This window comes from Massilia hydrophila (assembly GCF_020208145.1).
Taxonomy (GTDB): domain Bacteria; phylum Pseudomonadota; class Gammaproteobacteria; order Burkholderiales; family Burkholderiaceae_D; genus Telluria; species Telluria hydrophila.
Genome location: NZ_JAHYBX010000003.1, coordinates 476,332 through 498,068, shown reverse-complemented (window position 1 = coordinate 498,068; position 21,737 = coordinate 476,332). Strand labels below are relative to the sequence as shown.

At 66.6% G+C, this 21,737-nt stretch carries 25 protein-coding genes; 14 read left to right on the top strand and 11 right to left on the bottom strand.

Annotated elements, in window-relative coordinates:
• Window positions 1-66: 66 nt before the first annotated feature.
• Window positions 67-2,121, bottom strand: a complete 2,055-nt coding sequence (locus tag LE190_RS11815; protein WP_225238870.1) for an AsmA family protein — start codon at window positions 2,119-2,121, stop codon at window positions 67-69.
• A gap of 194 nt (window positions 2,122-2,315) precedes the next feature.
• On the opposite strand from LE190_RS11815, the gene LE190_RS11810 reads away from it, so the two are divergent.
• From LE190_RS11810 to LE190_RS11785, 6 genes are all read left to right on the top strand, one after another.
• Window positions 2,316-2,741, top strand: coding sequence for a DUF4398 domain-containing protein (locus LE190_RS11810; protein ID WP_225238869.1), 426 nt, complete (start codon window positions 2,316-2,318; stop codon window positions 2,739-2,741).
• 79 nt (window positions 2,742-2,820) lie between these two features.
• Window positions 2,821-3,741, top strand: coding sequence for an OmpA family protein (locus tag LE190_RS11805; RefSeq protein ID WP_225238868.1), 921 nt, complete (start codon window positions 2,821-2,823; stop codon window positions 3,739-3,741).
• Window positions 3,742-3,792: 51 nt separating this feature from the next.
• Entirely contained in the window at window positions 3,793-4,326 is a 534-nt protein-coding gene (locus tag LE190_RS11800) for a ferritin-like domain-containing protein (protein WP_225238867.1), read from the top strand.
• A gap of 42 nt (window positions 4,327-4,368) precedes the next feature.
• Window positions 4,369-4,722, top strand: a complete 354-nt coding sequence (locus LE190_RS11795; protein ID WP_225238866.1) for an ElaB/YgaM/YqjD family protein — start codon at window positions 4,369-4,371, stop codon at window positions 4,720-4,722.
• A gap of 18 nt (window positions 4,723-4,740) precedes the next feature.
• Window positions 4,741-5,127 carry a phage holin family protein gene (locus LE190_RS11790; RefSeq protein WP_225238865.1) on the top strand — a complete coding sequence of 129 codons (387 nt, stop codon included), beginning with the start codon at window positions 4,741-4,743 and terminating at the stop codon, window positions 5,125-5,127.
• A 24-nt stretch (window positions 5,128-5,151) separates the two neighbouring features.
• The gene (locus LE190_RS11785; protein ID WP_225238864.1) at window positions 5,152-5,538 is read left to right on the top strand and encodes a hypothetical protein; all 387 of its coding nucleotides are present in this window, start codon (window positions 5,152-5,154) and stop codon (window positions 5,536-5,538) included.
• Between the two features lie 187 nt (window positions 5,539-5,725).
• Here LE190_RS11785 and LE190_RS11780 read toward each other — a convergent pair whose 3' ends face one another.
• Window positions 5,726-6,088 carry a hypothetical protein gene (locus LE190_RS11780; protein WP_225238863.1) on the bottom strand — a complete coding sequence of 121 codons (363 nt, stop codon included), beginning with the start codon at window positions 6,086-6,088 and terminating at the stop codon, window positions 5,726-5,728.
• A gap of 109 nt (window positions 6,089-6,197) precedes the next feature.
• Entirely contained in the window at window positions 6,198-6,665 is a 468-nt protein-coding gene (locus LE190_RS11775) for an outer membrane lipoprotein (RefSeq protein WP_225238862.1), read from the bottom strand.
• 216 nt (window positions 6,666-6,881) lie between these two features.
• Here LE190_RS11775 and LE190_RS11770 point away from each other — a divergent pair, with 216 nt between their 5' ends.
• From LE190_RS11770 to LE190_RS11760, 3 genes are all read left to right on the top strand, one after another.
• Window positions 6,882-7,430, top strand: a complete 549-nt coding sequence (locus tag LE190_RS11770) for a hypothetical protein (RefSeq protein WP_225238861.1) — start codon at window positions 6,882-6,884, stop codon at window positions 7,428-7,430.
• Window positions 7,431-7,512: 82 nt separating this feature from the next.
• The gene (locus LE190_RS11765; protein WP_225238860.1) at window positions 7,513-7,827 is read left to right on the top strand and encodes a BON domain-containing protein; all 315 of its coding nucleotides are present in this window, start codon (window positions 7,513-7,515) and stop codon (window positions 7,825-7,827) included.
• A 73-nt stretch (window positions 7,828-7,900) separates the two neighbouring features.
• Window positions 7,901-9,175: an AI-2E family transporter gene (locus LE190_RS11760; protein ID WP_225238859.1), complete on the top strand. Its 1,275-nt coding sequence runs from the start codon at window positions 7,901-7,903 to the stop codon at window positions 9,173-9,175.
• 27 nt (window positions 9,176-9,202) lie between these two features.
• Here LE190_RS11760 and LE190_RS11755 read toward each other — a convergent pair whose 3' ends face one another.
• Entirely contained in the window at window positions 9,203-10,153 is a 951-nt protein-coding gene (locus LE190_RS11755; protein WP_225238858.1) for a YihY/virulence factor BrkB family protein, read from the bottom strand.
• 114 nt (window positions 10,154-10,267) lie between these two features.
• On the bottom strand, window positions 10,268-11,296 hold the full coding sequence (locus LE190_RS11750; protein ID WP_225238857.1) for an OmpA family protein: 1,029 nt from the start codon (window positions 11,294-11,296) through the stop codon (window positions 10,268-10,270).
• Between the two features lie 405 nt (window positions 11,297-11,701).
• Between LE190_RS11750 and LE190_RS11745 the strand changes: the two genes are divergently transcribed.
• The 4 genes from LE190_RS11745 to LE190_RS11730 all read left to right on the top strand — a co-directional run bounded on the left by LE190_RS11745 (window position 11,702) and on the right by LE190_RS11730 (window position 14,843).
• Window positions 11,702-12,316 (top strand): winged helix-turn-helix domain-containing protein, encoded by a 615-nt coding sequence (locus LE190_RS11745; RefSeq protein WP_225238856.1) that lies wholly within the window; start codon window positions 11,702-11,704, stop codon window positions 12,314-12,316.
• 200 nt (window positions 12,317-12,516) lie between these two features.
• The gene (locus LE190_RS11740) at window positions 12,517-13,284 is read left to right on the top strand and encodes a glutathione peroxidase (RefSeq protein WP_225238855.1); all 768 of its coding nucleotides are present in this window, start codon (window positions 12,517-12,519) and stop codon (window positions 13,282-13,284) included.
• A gap of 1 nt (window position 13,285) precedes the next feature.
• On the top strand, window positions 13,286-14,197 hold the full coding sequence (locus LE190_RS11735) for a M90 family metallopeptidase (protein ID WP_225238854.1): 912 nt from the start codon (window positions 13,286-13,288) through the stop codon (window positions 14,195-14,197).
• An 88-nt stretch (window positions 14,198-14,285) separates the two neighbouring features.
• Window positions 14,286-14,843, top strand: coding sequence for a hypothetical protein (locus LE190_RS11730; protein ID WP_225238853.1), 558 nt, complete (start codon window positions 14,286-14,288; stop codon window positions 14,841-14,843).
• 25 nt (window positions 14,844-14,868) lie between these two features.
• Here the strand turns inward: LE190_RS11730 and LE190_RS11725 are convergent, their stop codons facing one another.
• The 6 genes from LE190_RS11725 to LE190_RS11700 form a co-directional block, all read right to left on the bottom strand.
• Window positions 14,869-15,234: a VOC family protein gene (locus tag LE190_RS11725; RefSeq protein WP_225238852.1), complete on the bottom strand. Its 366-nt coding sequence runs from the start codon at window positions 15,232-15,234 to the stop codon at window positions 14,869-14,871.
• A 92-nt stretch (window positions 15,235-15,326) separates the two neighbouring features.
• Window positions 15,327-16,112: a hydroxypyruvate isomerase gene (gene hyi / locus LE190_RS11720; RefSeq protein WP_225238851.1), complete on the bottom strand. Its 786-nt coding sequence runs from the start codon at window positions 16,110-16,112 to the stop codon at window positions 15,327-15,329.
• Between the two features lie 30 nt (window positions 16,113-16,142).
• Window positions 16,143-17,483, bottom strand: a complete 1,341-nt coding sequence (locus tag LE190_RS11715; protein ID WP_225238850.1) for an MFS transporter — start codon at window positions 17,481-17,483, stop codon at window positions 16,143-16,145.
• Window positions 17,484-17,505: 22 nt separating this feature from the next.
• Window positions 17,506-17,976 carry a MarR family winged helix-turn-helix transcriptional regulator gene (locus LE190_RS11710; RefSeq protein ID WP_225238849.1) on the bottom strand — a complete coding sequence of 157 codons (471 nt, stop codon included), beginning with the start codon at window positions 17,974-17,976 and terminating at the stop codon, window positions 17,506-17,508.
• A 300-nt stretch (window positions 17,977-18,276) separates the two neighbouring features.
• Window positions 18,277-19,671, bottom strand: coding sequence for a DEAD/DEAH box helicase (locus LE190_RS11705; RefSeq protein ID WP_225238848.1), 1,395 nt, complete (start codon window positions 19,669-19,671; stop codon window positions 18,277-18,279).
• 242 nt (window positions 19,672-19,913) lie between these two features.
• Window positions 19,914-20,693, bottom strand: a complete 780-nt coding sequence (locus LE190_RS11700) for an inositol monophosphatase family protein (protein ID WP_224945836.1) — start codon at window positions 20,691-20,693, stop codon at window positions 19,914-19,916.
• Window positions 20,694-20,869: 176 nt separating this feature from the next.
• Here LE190_RS11700 and LE190_RS11695 point away from each other — a divergent pair, with 176 nt between their 5' ends.
• Complete coding sequence (locus tag LE190_RS11695; protein WP_225238847.1) at window positions 20,870-21,703, top strand: RNA methyltransferase; 834 nt, start codon at window positions 20,870-20,872, stop codon at window positions 21,701-21,703.
• The last annotated feature ends 34 nt before the right edge of the window (window positions 21,704-21,737 follow it).

The window sequence follows — 21,737 nt, the reverse complement described above, 5'->3', positions numbered from 1 at the left end:
AGGGTTTTCGTATCGGTCTGGTCTGTTCGACAACTCACAATTGCGCGTAAATTCCGCTCCCCGGCGTCAGCGCGTCTTGCCGGGCGGCGGGGCGCGCGGCTTCTCGCGCGACTCCGCGAGCAGGCGCGCGCAGTGGCTGTCCTCGCCCGGTCCGGTATTGATCAGGGGGATCAGGGCCGCCACCGGTGCCACCGCGGCGAGGGCAATGGCACTGCCGGCCTTCATCGCCAGCACGCCCTTGTCGACCGAGACGTCCGGCTGGCTGAACGGCCCGCGCACGTAGAACGGCGAGCGCAGCGAGAACAGGCGCAGGCCCTTGGTCTTCGGATCGATGCGCAGGTCCATCTGCTCGTTGGCCAGGTTGATGCTGCCGCTGATGTTGATCAGCGCTTCCTGGGTGTCGACCACGAAGTAGCGCGTGCGCGCCACCCCGTTGCGCACGTCGAAATCGGTGGCCATGCAGTTGAGTTGCACCTGCTTGTCGCCGAACAGCTTGGTGACGATGATGTTGGCCACGTTCAGGCCCATCATCTCGAGCAGCATCTTGCTGACCTGTCCCTGGTTGATCAGAGTCTTCAGTTCGCCGTTGGCGCCGGCGAGCAGGCTGGCCACGGAATTGCCTTGCGCGCTCAGGCTGGCGTCGCCGTTGATGCTGCCCACCGTCGCCTGCAGTTGCTCGATCTTCGGGAACAGCTTCTTGATCTCGATCTTGCGCGCGGTGACCTTGGCCTGGGCTTTGATCGCCTTCGGCCCTGCGCGCCCGCGGCCGTCGAGGCGGATATTGGAACGCACCGTGCCACCTGCCATCGCGAACTCGAGCGGCTCCAGGTCGAGCACCGCGTTGTTCATCTTGAGGTGGGTCGACAGCTTGCTGATCGGGAAGGCCGTATCCCGGACGATGCGTTCGGCCGAGTAGCGCACGTCGGCATCGAGCTTGTTCCAGCGTTCGGTCTTGAATTCCTCGACCGGCAGCACCTTGCCGCTGGGCTGCAGCACGTCGGCATTGCGCTGTTTCTTGGCGGCGTTCGAGTCGGCGCCAATCAGGGGTGCCAGGTCGGCGAACACGAGCTGGCGCGAACTGACCTTGCCCGACAGCTTGGGCCGCGGCGCGCCGGTCGTGTACTCGAGGCGCCCGCCGATGTCGGAGGCGCCGACCTTGCCCTTGAAGCCGTCGTAGACCCAGCGGCTGTTCTCTTCGCCCAGGGTCCCGGTCAGGCGGCCAGAGGTCGAGAATGGTCCGGTGGTCGGCAGCACCACGCCGGTGAAGTGATACAGCTGGTCCATGCTGGGGCCGGCCAGCTCGAGGCGCAGGTCGATGGCCGCCAGCTTCGCGGGGCGGGTGACCGTGCCTTCCACCGCGATGTGGGTGGCGCCGGAACGCATGTCGGCCTGCACCGGATACGGGGTCGACTGCTGCTTGAGCGAGAGCACCGCGCCGGCCTTGCCGCCACCGCTCACCTTCGCGCCGTTGTAGCTGCCGTCCAGGGTCCAGCCCACGCCGTAGCGGGCATCGCGCTCCAGGGTGCGCACGCGGGCGGTGACGTCGGACTTCGTCACCGCGTCCTCCAAGTGCACGATGCCGTCGGTCAGTACCACACGGTCGAGGTCGAGGGTCCAGCCGGACTTCTTGTCCTGGCGCTTGAAGGTCCAGTTGTTGCGCTTTTCGTCCAGGCGCAGCAGGTCGATGCGCGGACCGTCGAAGCGCAACAGCGGGATGTGGATGGTGCGCGAGAGCAGGGCAAACGGGTTGAGCGAGAACGAGAACTGGCGCGCGCTGCCCGCGTCCCGGGCCGGCAGCCCGGCCGGGTTGCCGATGTGGGTATCGTTGGCGATCAGGTGCGGCCATGGAATGTGGTCGCGCCAGCTGCGCTCTGACGGCGCCATCGTGCGCGCGGGGCGCTCCCATTCCACGTCGAGCTTGCCGCGAATGGCGAACGGGCGTTCGATCGCCTCGCTGACCCTGGCGTTGATCCAGGGACGGGCCCGGTTCCAGTCGAAGGTGAGGATGAAGATGATGGCGATCACCGGGATCGTCACCAGGATGCCCAGTATGCCCAGCAGTATCTTGTTGCGGCGCGACGGATGATGGCCTTGCGCCGCCGGCTTTTCGGTCTCGGCCATGGCGGACTTTCATTGTAGTGACTGTTCCGGTCCAGCTTAGCGCAAAGGACGGCGCGGCCAATGTGCGCTGCCTAACCCTGTGCCCGTGCGCCGGCCGGCACCGGTCCAGCAATGTGCGCCAGCGAACCGAAACCAGGAGATAACAGGTTTATAACGTTACCAAGGACATTTCCTCAACAATAGGAGAAGCAGCGATGGACCAACAACACCCGATGACCCGGATGCTGGGCAGCCTGACGACGGCAGCTGCGCTGGCAGGCGCGCTGGTACTGGCCGGCTGCGCCAGTCCGCAAAAGGCGCCGGCGACCGCCGACGTGGCAGTGTCGCGCAATGCGGTCGAGAATGCCGTGTCGGCCGGCGCCGCCGAGCTGGCCCCGGCCGAGATCACCGTGGCGCGCGAGAAGATGCTGCGCGCGAACCAGGCCCTGGCCGCGCGCGACTACAAGCTGGCGCGCGAACTGGCGATCCAGGCCCAGGCCGACGCCAAGCTGGCCCAGAGCAAAGCCAATTCGGCCAAGGCGACCGCGGCATCGAACGCGCTGAACGAAGACCTGCGCGTGCTGCGCGAAGAGGTCGAGCGCGCCAACTCGCAGCCGGCCCCGACCACGACTCCGCAATAAGCAGCGCTTGTCGCGACAAGAAGAAGTTCCCTTCATTGACCGCCGCCGTGCGCGGCGCCCAGGAAAAAAGGACAAAAGCATGAAAAACCGTTCGATGATGTCGCTGCTGGCCGCCGCCGTGCTGGCCACCGCCTGCGCCACTGCCCCGATGAGCACGCCGACGCTGGACCAGGCGCGCGCCGACTTCGTGGCCGCCAACAACAACCCGCAGGTGTCGCAATATGCGCCGCTGGAATTCAGGCAGGCCAGCGAGGCCCTCGACCAGGCGAATGCCGCCGCGGCGCGGCGCGAAGCCGTGGCCGATGTGGACCGCCTGGCCTACCTGGCCAAGCAGCGCGTCGCCACCGCGGTCGAGGTGGCACGCGCCAAGGCGGCCGAGGCCGACATGGCGAACGCGGCGCGCGAACGCGACCAGGTGCGGCTGGAAGCGCGTACGCTCGAGGCCGATCGCGCCAAGCGCGAAGCCGAGGCGGCCCAGGCCGCCGCTGCCCAGGCCCAGATGCAGGCCCAGGCCGCCCAGCAGCAGGCCGCCGCCACCCAGCAGCAGAACGCCGCGCTGGCGCAGCGCGCCGCGGTGCTGGAGGCGCTGCTGGTCGAGCTGCAGGCCGTCAAGACCGAGCGTGGCTATGTGGTGACCATCGGCGACGTGCTGTTCGCCCACGACAAGGCCGAGCTCACGCCGAACGGCATGTCGACCTTGCGCAAACTGGCCGACGTGATGGCGCAGAACCCGAACCGTACCGTGCTGGTCGAAGGGTTTACGGATAGCACCGGCAGCTCTTCGTACAACCAGGAACTGTCGCAGCGCCGCGCCGAAGCGGTGGCCTCGGCGCTCGGCTCGATGGGCGTGCCGCGTAATCGCATCGCCATGAAGGCCTATGGCGAAGCCTTCCCGGTGGCGCCGAACGACACGGCGTCGAACCGCCAGCTCAACCGTCGCGTCGAGATCGTGCTGTCCAACGAGAACGCGCAGATTCCGCCGCGCTCGGCAGGGCGCTGAGCGGGCCGGCGTCACCCGCGCACGCAACCGAACCACGTATCGAGGTAACAGATGGAAGAAACCAACAAGCTGGCCCATGGCTTCGACGTGGCGGCGATCCGCTGCGCCGCCGCCAATCTCGACGACGGCGCCGTCACCGAGGGCTACCAGGCCGACCGCGAAGCGGTGATCGCGATGCTCAACGATGCGCTCGCCACCGAACTGCTGTGCGTGCTGCGCTACAAGCGGCACTACTACACCGTGAGCGGTCCGAATACCGGCCATATCAAGGCCGAGTTCCTCGAGCACGCCCAGCAGGAGCAGGACCACGCCGACCGCATCGCCGAGCGCATCGTGCAGCTGAACGGATCGCCGAACTTCAACCCGGCCACGCTGACCGCGCGCAGCCATGCCGAGTACGACGACTCGGACGATGTGCAGGCGATGGTCCGCGCCGACCTGATCGCCGAGCGCGTCGCCATCGAATCCTACCGCCAGATGATCGCGGCGATCGGCGACCGGGATCCGACCACGCGTGCACTGCTGGTCGACATCATGGCCGTCGAAGAAGAGCATGCCGACGACATGCGCGACCTGCTGGCCTGAGGCCAGGCATCATTCAACAACCACGACAAACCGGAGTAGACCATGCTAGACACCACCCGCAGCAACATCAAATCCACGGCCCGCGGCTACGAGTTCGACAGCCACGCATCCGATGCCTCGTCGGACCTGAAGGCGCTGGTGCGCGACGCCCAGTCGATGCTGACCGCCGCCGCCGCGCTGTCGGGCGACAAGGCCGAGGAATTGCGCAGCCGCGGCATGGAGCTGCTGGACCGCGCGCTGGGCCGCGCCAGCCGCTACCAGGACCAGGCGCTGGAAAAGGGCCGCGAGCTGGCGCACGAGGCCGATATCTATGTGAAGGACAATCCCTACCGGACGCTGGCCGTCGCCGCAGGCATCGGCGTGCTGCTCGGCGTCCTCCTCAGCCGCAAGCAATGAGCGGCACCGGGGGCCGCCATGCAGAATGACGAAACCGTGGTGCATACGCCTGGCCTGATGGGCGGGGTGTCCACCCTCATGAAGAGCCTGTTCGGCCTGGTCGTATCGCGGGTGGAACTGGCTGCGCTCGAGCTGTCCGAGGTGCGCAAGCACGTGATCGAACTGGTGGCCCTGTTCGGGGCAGCCATCCTTGGCATCTGGTTCACCATCGCCTACGGCACCGCGACCATTGTCGCGCTGGCCTGGGACGAGATGGGCTGGAAGATCCTGCTGATCCTGTTCGTCGTGTTCCTGGTCATTACCGGCGTGCTGGTGGCGAAGGGCCTGGCGCTGCTGAAACAGGACAAGCTCTCGCTGCCGGCGACCATGAACGAATTGAAGAACGATCGCGACATGCTGCTCTAGGCGGCGACACGAAAGAGGGGAACCATGCACAATGCAGATGAACGGACCGGACTGGCCGGCCACAAGCACAGCGCGGATCCGGCGCAGCGCAAGCAGGAACTGCTGCGCGAGGGCGAGTTTTTCCGAAGCAGCGTTGCCCATGCGCGGGCCCAGATCCGGCACGCGGCGCGTCCCGAGGTGATGCTGCACGGCGCGATCGATCACGCCACCTGGGCCTTGCGCGCACGCGCCGACGCCTTGCTGAAGCCGACCGGCACCAGCGTATCGGTCCTGATGCCCTACGGACTGGCGCTGTTGAACTTTATCCGCCAGCGCCGCCTCGGCAAACAGGCGGGCGCCGCAGCCATCCTGCTTGGGGTGGGTGCCTGGTACATGAACAAGCGTCGCGTGCAGCAGCAAGGACTGGGCTGACAAGGCGCGACAGACGGAAGAATATGGTGGGGCTTGAGCGGCGTTGCAATCATCGATTGCACGCCGTTTTTTTATGGCGGGACCGCTGAGGCAGCTGCGGACGGGGCAATTGGAAGCCCAGGCGTACTGCCGCCCATGGCACCAGGCCCTGGGCGGCCGTTTCTGCGGTGGGGGGCGCGGGCGGCGCTCAGGGCGCCGGCGCTTCAAGCTGGGCGCTGGCTTGCGCCATGTCGCGCTGGTAGGTGGCGCGCGCTTCCTGCAGGCAGGCCTTGCGTTCGGTAGCGGGGACTTTCTTGCAGGCGTTCCTGGCCTCCTGCAGCGCCGCCCCGATTTCCTTGTGCAGGGTGCGCAGCCGTTCCTGGCGGGTCTTGTCCTCGCGGTACCAGCGCGCCGGGTCACCCTTGGCGATCTCGCGCGCCTGTTGCTGGGCGGCGACGGGATCGACGACGGCGTCGCCGTGGGTTGCGGTCTGGACCTGGGCGTGCGCCAGCAGGCTGCTGCCAAGCAGGCAGGCGCAGGCGCCGTTCAGCATGATGGAGATGAGTCGCATGGCATCCTCCAGCGGATGGTCAAGCCGCGGCACGGGGCCGCGGCTGCAGGTGCGCCCCGGTGCCGCGCCAGCATGGCGGCTGGCGCGGCACCGGGGCCGGCAACGCGGATCAGTAGCGGTAGACGCGGCCGTCCACGATGCGCACGCGGTTACCCACGCGCAGGTCGTAGACGCTGTCCTGGGTCACGGTGCGGTATTCGCCGTTATCCATGCGCACATTGACCTGATACAGCTCCTGGCCGTTGTTGCGATTGCGTTCGACGCTATTGCCGATCGCCGCGCCCGCCACGCCGCCAGCCACGGTGGCCGCGGTACGGCCACTGCCGCTGCCCACCTGGTTGCCGGCCAGGGCGCCGACCACGCCGCCCAGGATGGCGCCGGTGCCGCTGGTACGGTTGGCCTGTGTCACCTGGATCGATTCGATCGTGCCATAACCCATCGACACATTGTTATAGCCACTGTTGTAGCCGCTGTTGTAGCCGGTGTTATAGCCGCTGTCGTAGGGCTGCGAAGCGCAGCCGGCGAGGAGGGCGGTAGTGGCCAGCACGGCAGCAGCGAGGGTACGGGTTGCTTTCATGTTGTTCTCCTGACAAAAGTATGGGTTCAGCATAAACACGGCGGCAACGGGGGTCTGTGCGTTGACTAACCGTCCCGATTGCCATCCTGAGCAGCCGCGCCACGAGGAAAACGGTGGGACTGTTGTTGTGAGTTTTGCTATGTTCGGCACCGAACGGAAGCTGGACCGGACGACGTGTAAAACGTCATTAGCGTGTTGACAAACGGAGAACAAAAAATGAAAAGAACCCATGCTTTCCTGCTCGTTGGCGCCGCGCTCGCCTGGGCAGGTTCGGCACGCGCCCAGGCCGTGCCCGACGCCAAGGCGGCATTCGAACAGGCCAAGGCCATGGCCGAGGCCAACTACAAGGCCGCCAAGGCCCGCTGCGACCAGATCGCCGGCAATCCGCACGCGCTGTGCATCGCCGAAGCGCGCGCGGCGCGCGTGCGCACCGAGGAAGAAGCGGGCGCCGCTTACAAGAACACCCTGTCGGCCTACACCGATGCGCGCATGCGCATCGCCTCGGCCAACTACGACCGCGACCGCGTGCGCTGCGCCGCCGTCACCGGCAACGACCGCGACGTCTGCCTGGAACAGGCCAAGGCAAGCCTGATCGCGGCCCAGGCCGATGCCAAGGCCGACCGCAAGAGCATCGAGGCGCGCCAGGATGCGCAGCAGGACAAGCTCGCCGCCCAGTACCGCGTCGCGATCGAGAAGTGCGATGCCTATGCCGGCGCGGTCAAGGACCAGTGCGTTGACGCCGCCAAGACCGCGTTCCGGAAATGATTTTGCGGGCCGGCGTGCCGGTACCGCCCACACCGCCCGCATGGGCTTGCCTAAGTAGTCTGACTTTCAACAAGGAGCTATCATGAAAATTGCACAACGTCTCGTCACCGCCGCCTTTACCGCCGTCGTCGCCATCACCGCAGTGGGCTGCTCGTCGAACCCGACCTCGAAAACCGCCGGCGAATACGTCGACGACGCCATGATCACCACCAAGGTGAAGGCAGCCTTCGCGGCCGACCCGACCGTCAAGGCAACCGAAGTCAACGTCGAAACCTACAAAGGCGACGTGCAGCTGTCGGGCTTCGTGGCCGAACCGCGTGACGCCCAGCGCGCCGTGGAAATCGCGCGTGGCGTAAACGGTGTAACCTCCGTGAAGAACGATATCCGCGTCAAGTAATCCATGGGCCGGGGCAGCCGGGCTCCCCGGTTTTCCGGCTCCCGGCACCCCGTACTCAGTCAAGGCACGATCCATGCAGCTCGCACCCTCCGAACCGGCACAACCTGCTGCCCAGGCTGCGAGCACATCCGGGACGGGGCCAGGCGCTCCCGCCCGCAAGGAGCCCGACCCCGTCCCCGATTCCGGTGCCGGCGCCGCCAGCGACGAGCTCACGCTCCAGGCGGGCGGCCTGCGCCTGCCGATCCATGTCCATGCGCGCGGGCTCTCGCTCGGCATCCTGGCCACCCTGGCCTGCGTGTTCGCGCTGCAGTGGGCGCAGAAATTCTTCGTTCCCTTCCTGCTTGGCATCTTCATCGCCTATACGCTGAACCCGGTGGTGCGCTGGCTGGAACGCTGGCGCGTCAAGCGCGTGATCGGCGCCACCCTGGTGACCGCCCTGATCCTGGGCGCCATGGGAGGCACCCTGTACCGGCTGCAGGGGGAATTCTTCAACATTATCGACGAGCTGCCGACGCTCACCCACAAGGTGACCCGCATCTTCACCAGCGGCGACGGCCAGCGCTCGACCATCCAGCAGGTGCAGGCCGCGGCCGCGGAGATCGAGCGCGCCGCTTCCAGTGCCACTGGCGGCGAGCAGCGCCGCGCCATCCAGAAACGGACCAACTCCCTGCCGCCGGCCGCGGCCGCGGGCGCTTCCAGCATCCGCGTGATGGACTGGGTGCTGGCCGGCTCGGTGGGTCTGGCCACCTTCCTGTCACAGGCGACCATGGTGGTGTTCCTGGTGTTCTTCCTGCTGCTGGCGGGCGACACCTTCAAGCGCAAGCTGGTCAAGCTGACCGGCCCCTCGCTGACCCGCAAGAAGGTCACCGTGCACATCCTGGACGACATCAACAATGCGATCCAGAGCTATATGTTCATGCTGCTGGTGACCAATGTCTTGCTGGCCCTGCTGACCTGGGGCGCGCTGCGCGCCATCGGGCTCGAGAATGCCGGCGCCTGGGCGGCGTTTGCCGGCCTGGCCCACGTGATTCCTTACTTCGGGCCGCTCCTGATCACGCTCGCGACCGGGGCCGTTGCCTTCTTCCAGTTCGAGTCGCTGCGCATGGTGATCCTGGTGGCGGGGTCCTCGCTTGGCATCGCGACCCTGGTCGGCATGGTCGTCGCCACCTGGATGACCGGCCGCATCGCCAGGATGAACCCGGCGGCCGTGTTCGTGAGCCTGCTGTTCTGGGGCTGGCTGTGGGGCATGTGGGGACTGCTGCTGGGGGTGCCGGTGGTGATGGTGCTGAAGGTGGTGGCCGAACGGGTCGAAGGCATGGACGTGGTGGCCGAGCTGCTCGGCGAATAGCCCGGCGGCGTGGCCGCCAGGCCCTCCTTACACGGCGCGGCCGTTCTTCCAGGTGCCGCTGCCCGCTTCGCGCTCGGCCTTCTTCTTGTCGCCGGTCTCATGCGCCGGCCGGTGCCTCAGGCTGCCGAGCTGCAATGCATACTGGCGCGCGAACTCGGCGCCGAGGAAGAAGATCTGGGCCGAGTAGTACACCCACAGCAGCAGTGCGATCAGCGAGCCGGCTGCGCCGAAGCTGTCGGCGGCGCCGCTGTTGCCGATGTACAGGCCGATCCCGAACTTCCCGAGCGTGAACATGGCCGCTGTGCCGAGCGCCCCGATGGCCACGTCGTGCCACGACAGCTTGATGCGCGGCAGCAGCTTGTAGATCACGCCGAACAGGGTGGCGATCACCAGGAAGCTGACGGCCCAGGCCACCCAGCCCATCACCACGGCCGCTTCCTTCCACATGCCGCCGATGTATTCCTCGACCACCGTCAGGGCCGCGCTCACCACCAGCGACACCATCAGCAGGAAGCCGAGCACCAGGATCAGCCCGAAGGAGAGCAGGCGGGTGCGCACCAGGTTCCAGAAGCCGGCGTCCTGCGGCGGCGGCACATCCCAGATCTCGTCCAGGCTATCCTTCAGCTCGGCGAACACGGTGGTCGCGCCGATCAGGAGCAGCACGGTGGCGATGATGGTGGCCATCATGCCGCTTTCCTTGTTGCGGGCGCCAGCCAGGATCGCCTGGATGGTTTCCGCGCCCTGGGCGCCGACCAGGCCGCGCAGCTGATTCATCAGTTGGCCCTGGGCCGCTTCGGCGCCATAGAAGAAGCCGGCGACGGCGATCACCAGCACCAGCACCGGGGCCAGCGAGAACAGGGTATAGAAGGCGAGCGCGGCGCCCTTGCTGGATGCGCGATGCTCCAGCCATTCGGTCACCGAGCACCGCATTACCTGCAGCAGCTGGCGCGAAAACGGTCGCCATTTGTTGACAGCCATAGTCGATCCTCCAATTGAAAAGGGGGCCGTAGCCCCCTCGCATGCTCATGGCGGCTTTCATGCCCGCCTCCGGCCGCACGGAGCGGACGGAGGCCAGGACATGGATGCCGTACCTTACTGGACGCGCTTCTCGATCGTGATCTGCTCGACCTCGACCCGGCGGTTCGGCTCCAGGCAGTCGATCAGCGCCTTGCGGTTCTTCTGGTCGCACTGGACCAGCGGGTTCGCTTCGCCCTTGCCGTAGGCCTTCAGGCGGTTACCGTCGACGCCCTTGCTGACCAGGTAGTCGCGCACGGCGTTGGCGCGGCGCTCGGACAGGCGCAGGTTGTACTTCTCGGTACCCAGGCGGTCGGTGTAGCCGGTGATGTCGACGTCGGTGATGCTCGGGTCGGCCTGCAGCGCGGCGGCGATTTCATCCAGCTTCGGCGACGGCATGATGATGTCCGACTTGTCGAACTCGAACAGCTTGGTCGCTTCCAGGGTCACTTTTTCGAAGCGCGGCGGCGCTGGCGGCGGAGCGACCGGTTCCGGTGCCGGTGCCGGTGCCGGGGTTTCGACGACCGGTGCCGGAGCCGGTGCCGGCGGTGCTGGCGGCGGGTTGAACGCGTAGTTCAGGCCGACGGTCAGGTATTTGTTGGTGCTGCGGCGGAAGCCGAACTGCTCGTGGTCACGCAGGAAGCCACGCACGGCGCGCAGGTCAGCCTGCAGCGACCACTGGTCGGTCAGCGATGCCTGGAAGCCCAGGCCGGCGGTGGCGTACGGCGAGTTCTTGCCGACGTTGCGCAGTGGGTTCACCACCTTGTCGCGCTCCAGGCCGAGGCCCAGCAGCACGAACGGACGGAAGCGGTCGCGCGAGAACATCAGCAGGGCGTCAGCGCCCAGCAGGGTCTGGCGGTAGCGTGCCGGGCCATCGTTGAAACGGACCTGGCTGCCGCCGAACTGGATGTCCCACATGGGCGACACGGCCTTGCCGAACTTCAGGCCGCCGCCCCAGTCGCGGTCACCGACGCCAAAGCGGCTGTCCGGCTTGGCGTAGATGACATTCGGCTGAATGTACCACGATGGGTTGATTTCTTGGGCCATGGTGGTGCCAGCCGCGCAGAGCATAGCGGCGGCCAGGGCGATCTTCTTCGTATTATTCACAGGTGACTCCCATAAGGTGAAGGGTTGTTGACATCGCATGCCTTGACACAGATGTTGGATAAAGAATAACAGTGCAAGTTCCGCTCGCTCGGTGCGGTAGCGCACCCAAGGGAACGAACCTGTGTGATTTTACAACAGTGCTGGAAATGCCATATGGATACGTTGTGATTGTGCGCAACAGTTACATGGATTTGGTGCGCCGCAACAGATGAACCGTGAGAAGAAACTGGCGCTTGTTAAAAATGCTTTCAGGAATGTTCTTGAATGTTGGATGGCGCACAGACCGGGGTGCCTGAGGCAGGCAATCTTGATACCAGTTAAGCGGAACCCGAGGTGTTGTCAGGGTGTCATAGGGCACACAGCGACCCGGACCACACAGTCTCACTCTCAACGGAGCTCACCAATATGCATGCAACGACCCATCACAACGCGGTGCAAGGCGACATCGGCGCAGTGCACACTTCCAGCAAATCTGCGCTGATCGAACGCGTCCCGCCCCAGCCGACCGAGCGCGCCCCGATCTCGCTGGCGCCGATCGAACGCGTCCGTTCGACCTCGGCCACGCAGCGCCGGATCGAAAACATGCAGAAGCTGATCAACGAGCTGTCGACCCACGAGATGCTGGCCGACGAGATCGCATGGTTCCTCAAATTCTCGCCATCCGGCGCACGCAAGTACATCCGCGACCTGCGCGAAGCCGGCGTCATCGAGCTGGCGCGCTACATCGAGGGCACCGCCACCTACCTCGGCAAGGCCGTTTACCAGATCTGCCCCGACCAGGAGCGCGTCAAGGCCTTCCTGGCCGCGATCTGCCAGCCGAAGCGCGAAGGCGCCGCCCCGCGCAAGGAGCGCCCGGGCCTGCGCGAGCAGAACATGGCCGGCAGCGGCCGCCACTTCCACATCCTGGCGGACGACACCCACTACGCGATCCGCGTGAACCGCAGCCCGGTCACCCGCGATCCGCTGGTCGCCGCGCTGTTCGGCCCGGCCCCAGGCCAGGCCGCCAAGGAACGCGCCTGAGCCGCGTTGCCGGTGTGCCGCGGTCGAGACCCGCGGCGCACCCGGTTCGACGATCGCTGTCGTCATGCATGCCGCGCCCTGTGCGCGGCATTGTTTTTTTCAAGCTGACAATTTTTTCGGGTGGCGCGTTGAAAACCGGTCAATAGTCCTTACCTGCCTCCCCATGCGGCCGAGGGGCCGCCCCAAGGAAAGGAAGACCGATGTCCACCAGTCCCGCACTACCGACACCCGAATCTCTGCAAGGCAAGCCGGTCCCGCGCGTGACCTTCAAGGCCAGGCCCGACGACGCGTGGCGCGACCTGAGCACGGACGAGCTGTTCAAGGGCAAGACCGTGGTCGTGTTCGCCCTGCCGGGCGCCTTCACGCCGACCTGTTCCTCGACCCACCTGCCACGCTACAACGAACTGGCGCCCGTGCTGCGCGAAAACGGCGTCGACGACATCGTGTGCATCGCTGTCAACGATGCCTTCGTGATGAACCAGTGGAAGACTGGGCAGGACGCAGGCAACATCACCTTGGTTCCTGACGGCAATGGCGACTTCACCGAAGGCATGGGCATGCTGGTCGACAAGCGCGAACTCGGCTTCGGCAAGCGTTCCTGGCGCTACTCGATGCTGGTGCGCGACGGCGTCATCGAGAAAGTCTTCATCGAGCCGCAGCGCGAGGGCGACCCGTTCGAGGTGTCCGATGCCGACACCATGCTCAGGTATATCAATCCGCGGGCCCGGATTCCCGAACCGGTGGTAATGTTCTCGCGCCCCGGCTGTCCGCATTGCGCGCGCGCCGAGTCCGCCTTGCGCGAGAATGGCATTGTCTTCACCGATATCCCGGAAGACCAGAAAATCACGACCAGCGTCCTGCGCGGCCTGACCGGGCGCCTGACCTGGCCGCAGGTGTTCGTCGGCGGCCGGCTGGTCGGCGGCGCGGACGAGGTGCTGGACTGGGTCGCGACGACACGGAAAGCCTGACATGGAAGGCATCATCGCCGGCCTGCTCGGGGCCGGATTGCTGGCGGCATTCCTGCTACCCAAGTGGCGCCTGCGGCGCGCCCTGGCGCGTCCGCTGGCGCCGGACCTGGTCGCCGTCCTGGCACGAAACATTCCCCAGTATGCCGGCATGGACGGAGACGAACGGCTGCGCCTGCAGCGCCTGGTACAGCGCTTCCTGCACGAGAAAACATTCGTTGGCTGCGCCGGCCTGGAGATCACGGACGAGATGCGCGCCACGATCGCCGGCCAGGCCTGCCTGCTGGTGCTGGGGCGGGCCGGGGAGGCGGCGCGCGCCTATCCTTCGCTGCATGCGGTGCTGGTGTACCCGGGCGCCTTCCTGGTGCCGCGCCGCGAAGTCGACGCCGCCGGCGTGGTCACCGAGCAGCGCCAGGACCTGCTGGGCGAATCCTGGGGCGATGGCCGCGTGATCCTGTCCTGGGACCACGTGCGGCGCGAGGGCGCGCTTGCCGGCGCTGTTGCCGGCGATGCGGACGATGCTGCGCGGCCCGCCCACAATGTCGTCCTGCACGAGTTCGCCCACCAGCTCGACAGCGAATCGGGCAGCACCAATGGTGCGCCCTACCTGGGCAGCACGGAACGCTACCGCAGCTGGTCCGAGGTACTGTCGCGCAACTTCGCCGGCCTGCGGCGCGACGCGATGTGGGGGCAGCAGGGCGTGCTCGACCACTACGGCGCCAGCAGCCCGGCCGAGTTCTTCGCGGTGGCTACCGAGAGTTTCTTCGAGCAGCCCTGGGCACTGGCAGCGCGCCATCCCGACCTGTACGAGGAATTCCTGAAGTACTTCCGGGTCGATCCGCGGCGCTGGCTGCCCGAACCCGTGCCGCAACCGGACGTGCTGGACGGTGGCATCGCCTACGGACAATGGCGCTGAGCGGCTGCCGCGGGCTGCGTGCGCCCGCGTACAGAGCGGAGCAGGCAGCGCCGGTATAGTCGAGCCAACCACGATCCAGGAGAGATCCATGTCCATCATCATTGCAGGACGTTTCCAGCTTCAGGAAGATGTCGAACGCGCGCGCGCCGCGCTGGCCGACGCAGGTTTCGACGCGGGCCGGATCAGCGGCTTCTACCTGAACCAGCCCGGGCAGCACGACCAGACGCCGATCGGCGGCGACCATATCCAGTCGCCAGGCGCCAAGGAGACGCCGGAAGGCGTGGTCAAGGGTGTCGCCACCGGTGGCGCGGTGGGGGCCGTGATCGGCGCGGCGACCGCGCCGGTCACCGGACCGCTAGGGCCGGTCGTTGGCGGCCTGGTCGGCGGCCATGTCGGCTCGCTGTTCAGCTTCTCGAAGATGAAGGAACGCGGCGAAAGCGAGGAGGGCAGCCGCGAGAACCGCGTGCCGCCGCGCGAAGCCGGCATGCTGGTGGCGGTGGCCTTCGACGACGACGGTCTGGCCGACCGTGCGGCGGACGTACTGCGCCAGCTCGGCGCCCACCACATCGAACGGGCCGAAGGCAATATCGTCGACGGCGACTGGGCCGACTTCGACCCCGCCAGCCGGCCGGTGCTCATTTCCTGAGCCTGCGCCTGCGGCTGCGCAGGCCTCAGGCGACCTTGGCCGGGTCGAAATGGGGATTCTGGATGACGCCGAACAGGTTGCCGTCCGGGTCGCGCACCGTCGCGACCCGGATGCCGCCGCCGACATCCTCTACCGCCGTCTCCACCTGCGCGCCCAGCGCGGACAGCCGCGCGACTTCCTGTTCGATGTCCTGGGTGCCCCAGTAGGCGGTGGCGCCGGCACTGCCGGGCTGGCCGTCCGGCACCAGGCCCAGCTCGAAACCGCCGACCTCGAAACCGACGTAGAAGACTTCATCGAAGTAAGGCGGCTTGCCGAGTACCTGCCCGTACCAGGCCTTGGCTTCGGATAGATTGCCTACTGGATAGATCACGGTACGCAAACCCTGGATCATCGCGCTGCTCCATCGTAGTGAAAAATCCATGTTGCCTGAACGTCCATGTCCTGTCCAGCATGGGGCGGTGCGCTCGGTGCGCTTATTCGCGCTTATTCGCGCTGGCGTTCGGCTTCCAGCCAGCCGAGCGAGTCGGCAGTGGGACCGCGCGGCACGTATTCGCAGCCGACCCAGCCGTCGTAGCCGAGCTCGTCCAGTAAGCGGAACAAACGGGGGAAGGGAATGTCACCGGTGCCGGGCTGGTGGCGTCCCGGTACGTCGGCCAGCTGGATGTGGCCGATGACGGGCAGGCAGCGGCGCAGGGTGGTGGCCAGCTCGCCTTCCATGCGCTGCATGTGGTAGAGGTCGTATTGCAGGTAGAGATTGCCGGCGCCGGTTTCCTGGATGACCGCGCAGGCCTGGCGCGTGCCGGTCAGGAAGTAGCCGGGCACGTCATGGTGGTTGATCGGCTCGACCAGCAGCGCGATACCGTGGGCGGCGCACCGGGCGGCCGCGTAGCGCAGGTTGGCCACGTATGTCGCATGGGCCTGTTCACGGGAGACATCGGGCGGCAGCAGGCCGGCCATGCAGTGCAGGCGGCGCACGCCGAGTGCGCGGGCATAGGCGATGCCGAGGCCGACGCTGTCCTCGAACTGGGTCCTGCGGCGCGGGTCGCAAGCCAGGCCGCGCTCGCCCGCTTCCCAGTCGCCGGCCGGCAGGTTGTGCAGCACGGCTTGCAGCCCGTGGCGCCGCAGGCGTTCGGCGATCTCGCCGGGTGCGAAAGCGTAAGGGAACTGGAACTCGACGGCCTCGAAGCCGGCGGCGCGCGCAGCGCCGAAGCGCTCGAGGAAGCCGGTCTCGGTAAACATCAGGCTCAGGTTGGCGGCGAACTTGGGCATGGGCGGGCTCGGGTGGCAGGACCGGCCATGCTAGCCGATCGTGGCATCGGGTTCCACCCCCTGCCCCTGCGCGACGGGCCCGTCGGCCAGGCTTGCCATCGGCGTGAACAGCCAGGCCAGCACGGCTGCGGCAGCCAGGAACAGGCCCGCCGCGGCGAACAGCAGGTCCAGGCTGAGGCGGCTGGCCAGCCAGCCGGCGCACGCCGCGGCCAGCGGCGCCAGGCCCATGAACACGAACATGAAGATGGCCATCATCCGGCCCAGCATGGGCTTCGGCACGGCCTGCTGGATCCAGGTGAACACGGCCACCTGCACGAATCCGCCCAGCACGCCGATCGCCGCCAGCAGCAGCATGCCCTGCCATGACTGGGTCACCAGGCCGATCGGGAGCAGCAGCAGGCCGACCACGCCATCCACCACCAGCAAGGTCACGCCGAGGTTCACGACGCGACGCTTGCCGAGCGCGCCCGAGAGGGCCATGCCGGCGAGTGTGCCGGCACCATGGGCGCCCATCAGGAGCGCGAGGGCGGATGCCCCATGCAGGCGTTCGCTGGCCAGCAGGGGCAGCGCCACCTGCATGACGCCGCCGACCACGCAGGCGCACAGGCCCCAGTACAGGAAGGCCGTGCGCAGTTGCAGCGTGCGCCACACCGTGGCCAGGGCGGCGCCGACGGCCTGCAGGACCGGCTCGCGCGCCTTGCCGGCAGTGGCCGCAGCAAGCGGCCTGACCCGCGACAGGGTCCAGGCCGAGACCGCATAGCTCAGGGCATCGAGCGCGAAGGCGATGCCCAGTCCGTGCGCATCCTGCATCCCCGCGCTGCCGTCGCCGGCGAGGGCGAACAGCAGGCCCGCCAGCAGCGGCCCGGCCAGCATGGTGAGCTGGCGCACCGCCATCATGGTCCCGTTCGCGGCCGCCAGGTGCCGGGCCGGTACGGCATGGGGCAGCATCGATGTGCCAGCTGGAATGCTGAAGGCCGAGGCCAGGCTCAGGCCGATGGCCAGCAGCGCCACCAGCGGCAGGCTGGCCTGTCCCGCCAGCACCAGCGCGGCCAGGATCGCCAGCAGCCCCGTGTTCGCGTGCTTGGTCAGCATCAGCACGCGCTTGGGCGAATGGCGGTCCACCACGGCGCCGCCGAACAGGATCAGGACCGCCCGCGGGATCCCCATCGCGGCCACCATCATGCCGAGCGCCAGCGGATCGCCGGTCAGCTGCAGGACCAGCCAGGGAAGGGCGATCAGGGTGAACTGGTCGCCCAGCGCGGAAATGAGGCTGCCGCTCATCAGCCAGTTGAAATTCGGATCGCGCCGCAGCGCCCTGGTGTCGTTCATGTGTGGACTCGCGATGGTGAGCGCGCCAGGGGAGCGGCGCATGCCTGCTGTCTTGTGTTGCGCCTTATTTGCCGTTGCCCAGCTGGGCCAGCAGTGCCGAAGTCGCCTCGACCTGCGCGCGCGACGGTGCGCCCAGCAGCATGCGGCTGACGTTGTGCACCACCACGCTGGCGTTCGTGACCAGCTCGCTGCCGGTGGGCGTGATGATGGCATAGCCGACGCGCGCATCGCGCGGATCGCTCTGGCGGCCCACCAGGCCGATCTTTTCGAGGGGCAGCAGCGAGCGGGTCACGCCGGAGGCGGTGAGGCCGAGCGCTTCGGCCAGGTCGACCCGGCGCAGGCGCCCGCCCGGCGCACGCTGCAGGCTGAGCAGCAGCTGGTAGTCGACGAAGCTGATCCCATGCAGGCTGCCGAGCGAACTGTCGAGGCGCCGCGAGAGCGCCGCCCAGGCGCGCGCCATGCGCAGGCAGAATTCGCTGGTTGGGCTGTCCAGCGGCGCGTCCGCGTCGGCGGGCAGATCGTTCTGGTCGGTCATGTTGTGCTCCCATGCAGAAAGTTGATTAGTCAAATATATACTCAATCACAATACTTTTCAACTACTTGATTTATCAATTATCTGGGGTCAGTTGTATATGGGGTCAGAGTCCAATTTTCGGGAAATGTCACAATCTTTCCTAATAATCTGACTCCGACCCCGAAGGCCGGTGCTGAGGCTGCACGGACAAAAAAATAGGGTCAGAGTCGAATTTTCGGGAAACTTTCGAAAGTTTCTGAACAATTTGACTCTGACCCCTATCGAAGTCAGCCCCTGGCCGGGCGCGCTGCCCGGCAGGATTTAGCGGTCGCGGCCGCCCTGGCGCGGGGCGGAGCCCGAGCGCTGGCCGCGGCTGGCATTGCTGCCATTGCCGCGGGCACCGCCACCATTGGCCGGACGGCCGCCATTGCCGCCACCGTTGCCGGCGCCGGCAGCGCGGGGCTGGCCCTGGCCACCACGGTTGCCGCCCGGACGGCCGCCGCCGCGGTTGGCATGGCCCGGGGCGCCGCTGCGCAGCTGGATCGGTTGTGCCTTCGCGGTCGGATCCGGCTCGAAGCCCGGGATCACCTGGCGGGGCAGGGTCTGCTTGATGAGCTTTTCGATGTCCTTGAGCATCTGGTGCTCGTCCACGCACACCAGCGACACCGCTTCACCGGTGGCGCCGGCACGGCCGGTACGGCCGATCCGGTGCACATAGTCTTCCGGCACGTTCGGCAAGTCGTAGTTCACCACATGCGGCAGCTGGTCGATGTCGATGCCGCGCGCCGCGATGTCGGTCGCCACCAGCACCTGCAGGCTGCCGTCCTTGAACTCGGCCAGCGCCTTGGTGCGCGCCGACTGGCTCTTGTTGCCGTGGATGGCCATCGCGCCGATGCCGTCGCGGCCCAGCTGTTCCACCAGCTTGTTGGCGCCGTGCTTGGTGCGGGTGAACACCAGCACCTGGTGCCAGTTGTTTTCCTTGATCAGGTGCGACAGCATCGGGTGCTTCTTGTCGCGGTCGACCGGGTGGATCTTTTGCGCGATCACTTCCACGGTCGAGTTGCGGCGCGCCACTTCGATCGAAGCGGGGTTGTTCAGCAGGCGGTCGGCCAGGGCCTTGATGTCGTCCGAGAAGGTGGCCGAGAACAGCAGGTTCTGGCGCTTCGGCGGCAGCAGCGCCAGCACTTTCTTGATGTCGTGGATGAAGCCCATGTCCAGCATGCGGTCGGCTTCGTCCAGGATCAGGATCTCGATCTTCGACAGGTCGACCGTGCCCTGGCCCGCGTGGTCGAGCAGGCGACCCGGGGTGGCGACCAGGATGTCGACACCCTGCTTGAGCAGCTTGATCTGCGGGTTGATGCCGACACCGCCGAAGATCACGGCCGAATTCAGGTGGGTATACTTGCCGTACACGCGCACGCTTTCCTCGACCTGGGCCGCGAGCTCGCGGGTCGGGGTCAGCACCAGGGCCCGGATGGCGCGCGGGGCAGACTTGTTCTTGAGCGCCTGGCCGGCCTTGTCGTTCGCCAGCAGTTGCAGGATCGGCAGGGTGAAGCCGGCGGTCTTGCCGGTGCCGGTCTGGGCGCCGGCCAGCAGGTCGCCGCCGTTCAGGACCGCGGGAATCGCCTGGGCCTGGATCGGGGTCGGGTTGGTATAGCCTTGTTCAGTGACCGCGCGGACAATCGCTTCGGACAAACCGAGAGTAGAAAATGACATAAATTTTTTCGCAAAAAGTGGCCCGCCGCCACGCGGCGCGAGTCCTGGAAATCGGATTAGTCATTGCAGGCGGGACGCGGTAGATTCCGCGGGAACGCCGGACGCTGCCGCCCGTGTCGTGTCACGGGCAAACCAGCCGGGGATTATAGAGAAGTTATTTCTCTATGGAAAGTTTCTGACCGGGACTTTCCGTCCGGTGAAGCGGGGCATGCAGCGCATGCCCCGGAAGCACAGCGGGTATTTTACGCGAAAGCGGCGAGCAGCGGGACCATGGCGCCAAACACCTTCGGGCCGGCGGCGATGATGTCGCCCTTGTGCAGGTATTCCGACTCGCCATTGAATTCGCCGACGATGCCGCCCGCTTCGGTGACGAGCAGGGCGCCGGCGGCGATGTCCCACACCTTCAGGCCCTTTTCAAAATAGCCGTCGATGCGGCCGGCGGCCACGTTGGCCAGTTCCAGCGCGGCCGAGCCACCGCTGCGCACGCCATGGCAGCGCGATGCAACGGTTTCATACATGCGCAGGTATTCGGCCAGTGCGCGCGGATCCGGACCATGGCCCGATGCCAGCAGGGCCTTGCCGATGCGGTCCTTGCTGCTGACGCGGATGCGCTTGTCGTTCAGGTAGGCGCCGGCGCCCTTGGTGGCGGTGAACAGGTCGTTGCGCACCGGGTCGTAGACCAGGGCATTGGTGATCACGCCGCGCTGTTGCAGGGCGATCGAGATGCAGAAGTTGGGGTAGCCATGCAGGAAGTTGGTGGTGCCATCGATCGGGTCGATGATCCACACGTTTTCGCTCTCGTCATTCAGGTTCTTCGATGCGCCCGATTCTTCCGCCAGGATCGCGTGGTCGGGGTAGGCCTTCAGCAGGGTTTCCACGATGGCCGCCTCGGCCGCCTGGTCGATGTCGGTGACGAAATCGTTGTGGTTTTTTTCAGAAACGGTGATCCGATCGAGGTCGAAGGACGCGCGATTGATGACGGTGGCGGCGCGGCGGGCGGCCTTGACGGCCGTGTTGAGCATTGGGTGCATGGGGCTTTCCGTGGAAAAAACGCGAACGCCCACCACGCATGGAAGCGCCGTGAACGGTCTGCTGAATTGAGGATGACAAAGAGCAAAGCGGTGCCGAACCCGTTAAAATCCCGGAAACACCTTTCCAGGATATTAAGCGCCCGCACCGCGCGATGGCGCTATTTTAAATGAACCCGACCGAAATCAACACATCTCTCTTCAAAAGGCTCCGATTCGTGCTGGTCGAGACCAGCCGCGCAGGCAATGTCGGCTCGGTGGCGCGCGCCATGAAGACGATGGGATTCAGCGAACTGGTGCTGGTGGCGCCGCGCTGCGACGACCCGCTGCACGACGCGGAAGCGGTCGCCTTCGCAAGCGGCGCCGGCGACGTGCTGGCCGGTGCGCGCATCGTCGGCAGCATCGGGGAGGCGCTGGAGGGCTGCAATTTCGCCGCCGCCGTGTCGGCTCGCCTGCGCGAATTCTCGCCGCCGGTATGGACGCCGCGTGCCTTTGCGGCCCACGTGGCGGGACAGGGTGACTTGCAGCAGCCGCAGGACGACTTGCGCCCGCCGCAGGGCGACTCGCGCCCGCCGCAGGGCGCGCTGTGGCCGGCCCTGCTTCTCGGCAACGAGCGGGTCGGTCTGCCGAACGAGATCGTCGAACGCTGCAACGTCCTGATCAACATTCCCTCGAATCCGGATTATTCGTCGCTGAACCTGTCGCAGGCGGCCCAGGTACTGGCCTACGAAGCGCGGCTTGCCGCGCTGGGCGAGGCGGGCGGCACGGTCGCGGCGCGCGGCGTCGGCTTCCAGGGCGACGCCGCCAGCCTGGCCCAGGTCGAGGGCATGTATGCCCACCTCGAAGAAGCGCTGGTGGCGCTCGGCTTCCTCAACGCCAGCAACCCGAAGAAGCTGATGCCGCGCCTGAAGCGCCTGTTCGCGCGCACCGGCCTCGAGACCGAAGAAGTGAACATCCTGCGCGGCATCGCGCGCGCTATCCTCGAACAGGCGCCGAAACGGTAGCGTGCAAAGGATGTTTGCCTGCAGGGCACGGGGT

What these genes read in the sequence shown, in the direction of transcription:
- LE190_RS11810 (WP_225238869.1), top strand. Translation starts at nt 2,316, where the DNA reads ATGGACCAACAACACCCGATGACCCGGATGCTGGGCAGCCTGACGACG.
- LE190_RS11785 (WP_225238864.1), top strand. Translation starts at nt 5,152, where the DNA reads ATGCACAATGCAGATGAACGGACCGGACTGGCCGGCCACAAGCACAGC.
- LE190_RS11795 (WP_225238866.1), top strand. Translation starts at nt 4,369, where the DNA reads ATGCTAGACACCACCCGCAGCAACATCAAATCCACGGCCCGCGGCTAC.
- LE190_RS11770 (WP_225238861.1), top strand. Translation starts at nt 6,882, where the DNA reads ATGAAAAGAACCCATGCTTTCCTGCTCGTTGGCGCCGCGCTCGCCTGG.
- LE190_RS11730 (WP_225238853.1), top strand. Translation starts at nt 14,286, where the DNA reads ATGTCCATCATCATTGCAGGACGTTTCCAGCTTCAGGAAGATGTCGAA.
- LE190_RS11800 (WP_225238867.1), top strand. Translation starts at nt 3,793, where the DNA reads ATGGAAGAAACCAACAAGCTGGCCCATGGCTTCGACGTGGCGGCGATC.
- LE190_RS11740 (WP_225238855.1), top strand. Translation starts at nt 12,517, where the DNA reads ATGTCCACCAGTCCCGCACTACCGACACCCGAATCTCTGCAAGGCAAG.
- hyi (WP_225238851.1), bottom strand. Translation starts at nt 16,112, where the DNA reads ATGCCCAAGTTCGCCGCCAACCTGAGCCTGATGTTTACCGAGACCGGC.
- LE190_RS11815 (WP_225238870.1), bottom strand. Translation starts at nt 2,121, where the DNA reads ATGGCCGAGACCGAAAAGCCGGCGGCGCAAGGCCATCATCCGTCGCGC.
- LE190_RS11715 (WP_225238850.1), bottom strand. Translation starts at nt 17,483, where the DNA reads ATGCGCCGCTCCCCTGGCGCGCTCACCATCGCGAGTCCACACATGAAC.
- LE190_RS11790 (WP_225238865.1), top strand. Translation starts at nt 4,741, where the DNA reads ATGCAGAATGACGAAACCGTGGTGCATACGCCTGGCCTGATGGGCGGG.
- LE190_RS11780 (WP_225238863.1), bottom strand. Translation starts at nt 6,088, where the DNA reads ATGCGACTCATCTCCATCATGCTGAACGGCGCCTGCGCCTGCCTGCTT.
- LE190_RS11735 (WP_225238854.1), top strand. Translation starts at nt 13,286, where the DNA reads ATGGAAGGCATCATCGCCGGCCTGCTCGGGGCCGGATTGCTGGCGGCA.
- LE190_RS11695 (WP_225238847.1), top strand. Translation starts at nt 20,870, where the DNA reads ATGAACCCGACCGAAATCAACACATCTCTCTTCAAAAGGCTCCGATTC.
- LE190_RS11805 (WP_225238868.1), top strand. Translation starts at nt 2,821, where the DNA reads ATGAAAAACCGTTCGATGATGTCGCTGCTGGCCGCCGCCGTGCTGGCC.
- LE190_RS11775 (WP_225238862.1), bottom strand. Translation starts at nt 6,665, where the DNA reads ATGAAAGCAACCCGTACCCTCGCTGCTGCCGTGCTGGCCACTACCGCC.
- LE190_RS11710 (WP_225238849.1), bottom strand. Translation starts at nt 17,976, where the DNA reads ATGACCGACCAGAACGATCTGCCCGCCGACGCGGACGCGCCGCTGGAC.
- LE190_RS11745 (WP_225238856.1), top strand. Translation starts at nt 11,702, where the DNA reads ATGCATGCAACGACCCATCACAACGCGGTGCAAGGCGACATCGGCGCA.
- LE190_RS11760 (WP_225238859.1), top strand. Translation starts at nt 7,901, where the DNA reads ATGCAGCTCGCACCCTCCGAACCGGCACAACCTGCTGCCCAGGCTGCG.
- LE190_RS11700 (WP_224945836.1), bottom strand. Translation starts at nt 20,693, where the DNA reads ATGCTCAACACGGCCGTCAAGGCCGCCCGCCGCGCCGCCACCGTCATC.
- LE190_RS11725 (WP_225238852.1), bottom strand. Translation starts at nt 15,234, where the DNA reads ATGATCCAGGGTTTGCGTACCGTGATCTATCCAGTAGGCAATCTATCC.
- LE190_RS11755 (WP_225238858.1), bottom strand. Translation starts at nt 10,153, where the DNA reads ATGGCTGTCAACAAATGGCGACCGTTTTCGCGCCAGCTGCTGCAGGTA.
- LE190_RS11765 (WP_225238860.1), top strand. Translation starts at nt 7,513, where the DNA reads ATGAAAATTGCACAACGTCTCGTCACCGCCGCCTTTACCGCCGTCGTC.
- LE190_RS11705 (WP_225238848.1), bottom strand. Translation starts at nt 19,671, where the DNA reads ATGTCATTTTCTACTCTCGGTTTGTCCGAAGCGATTGTCCGCGCGGTC.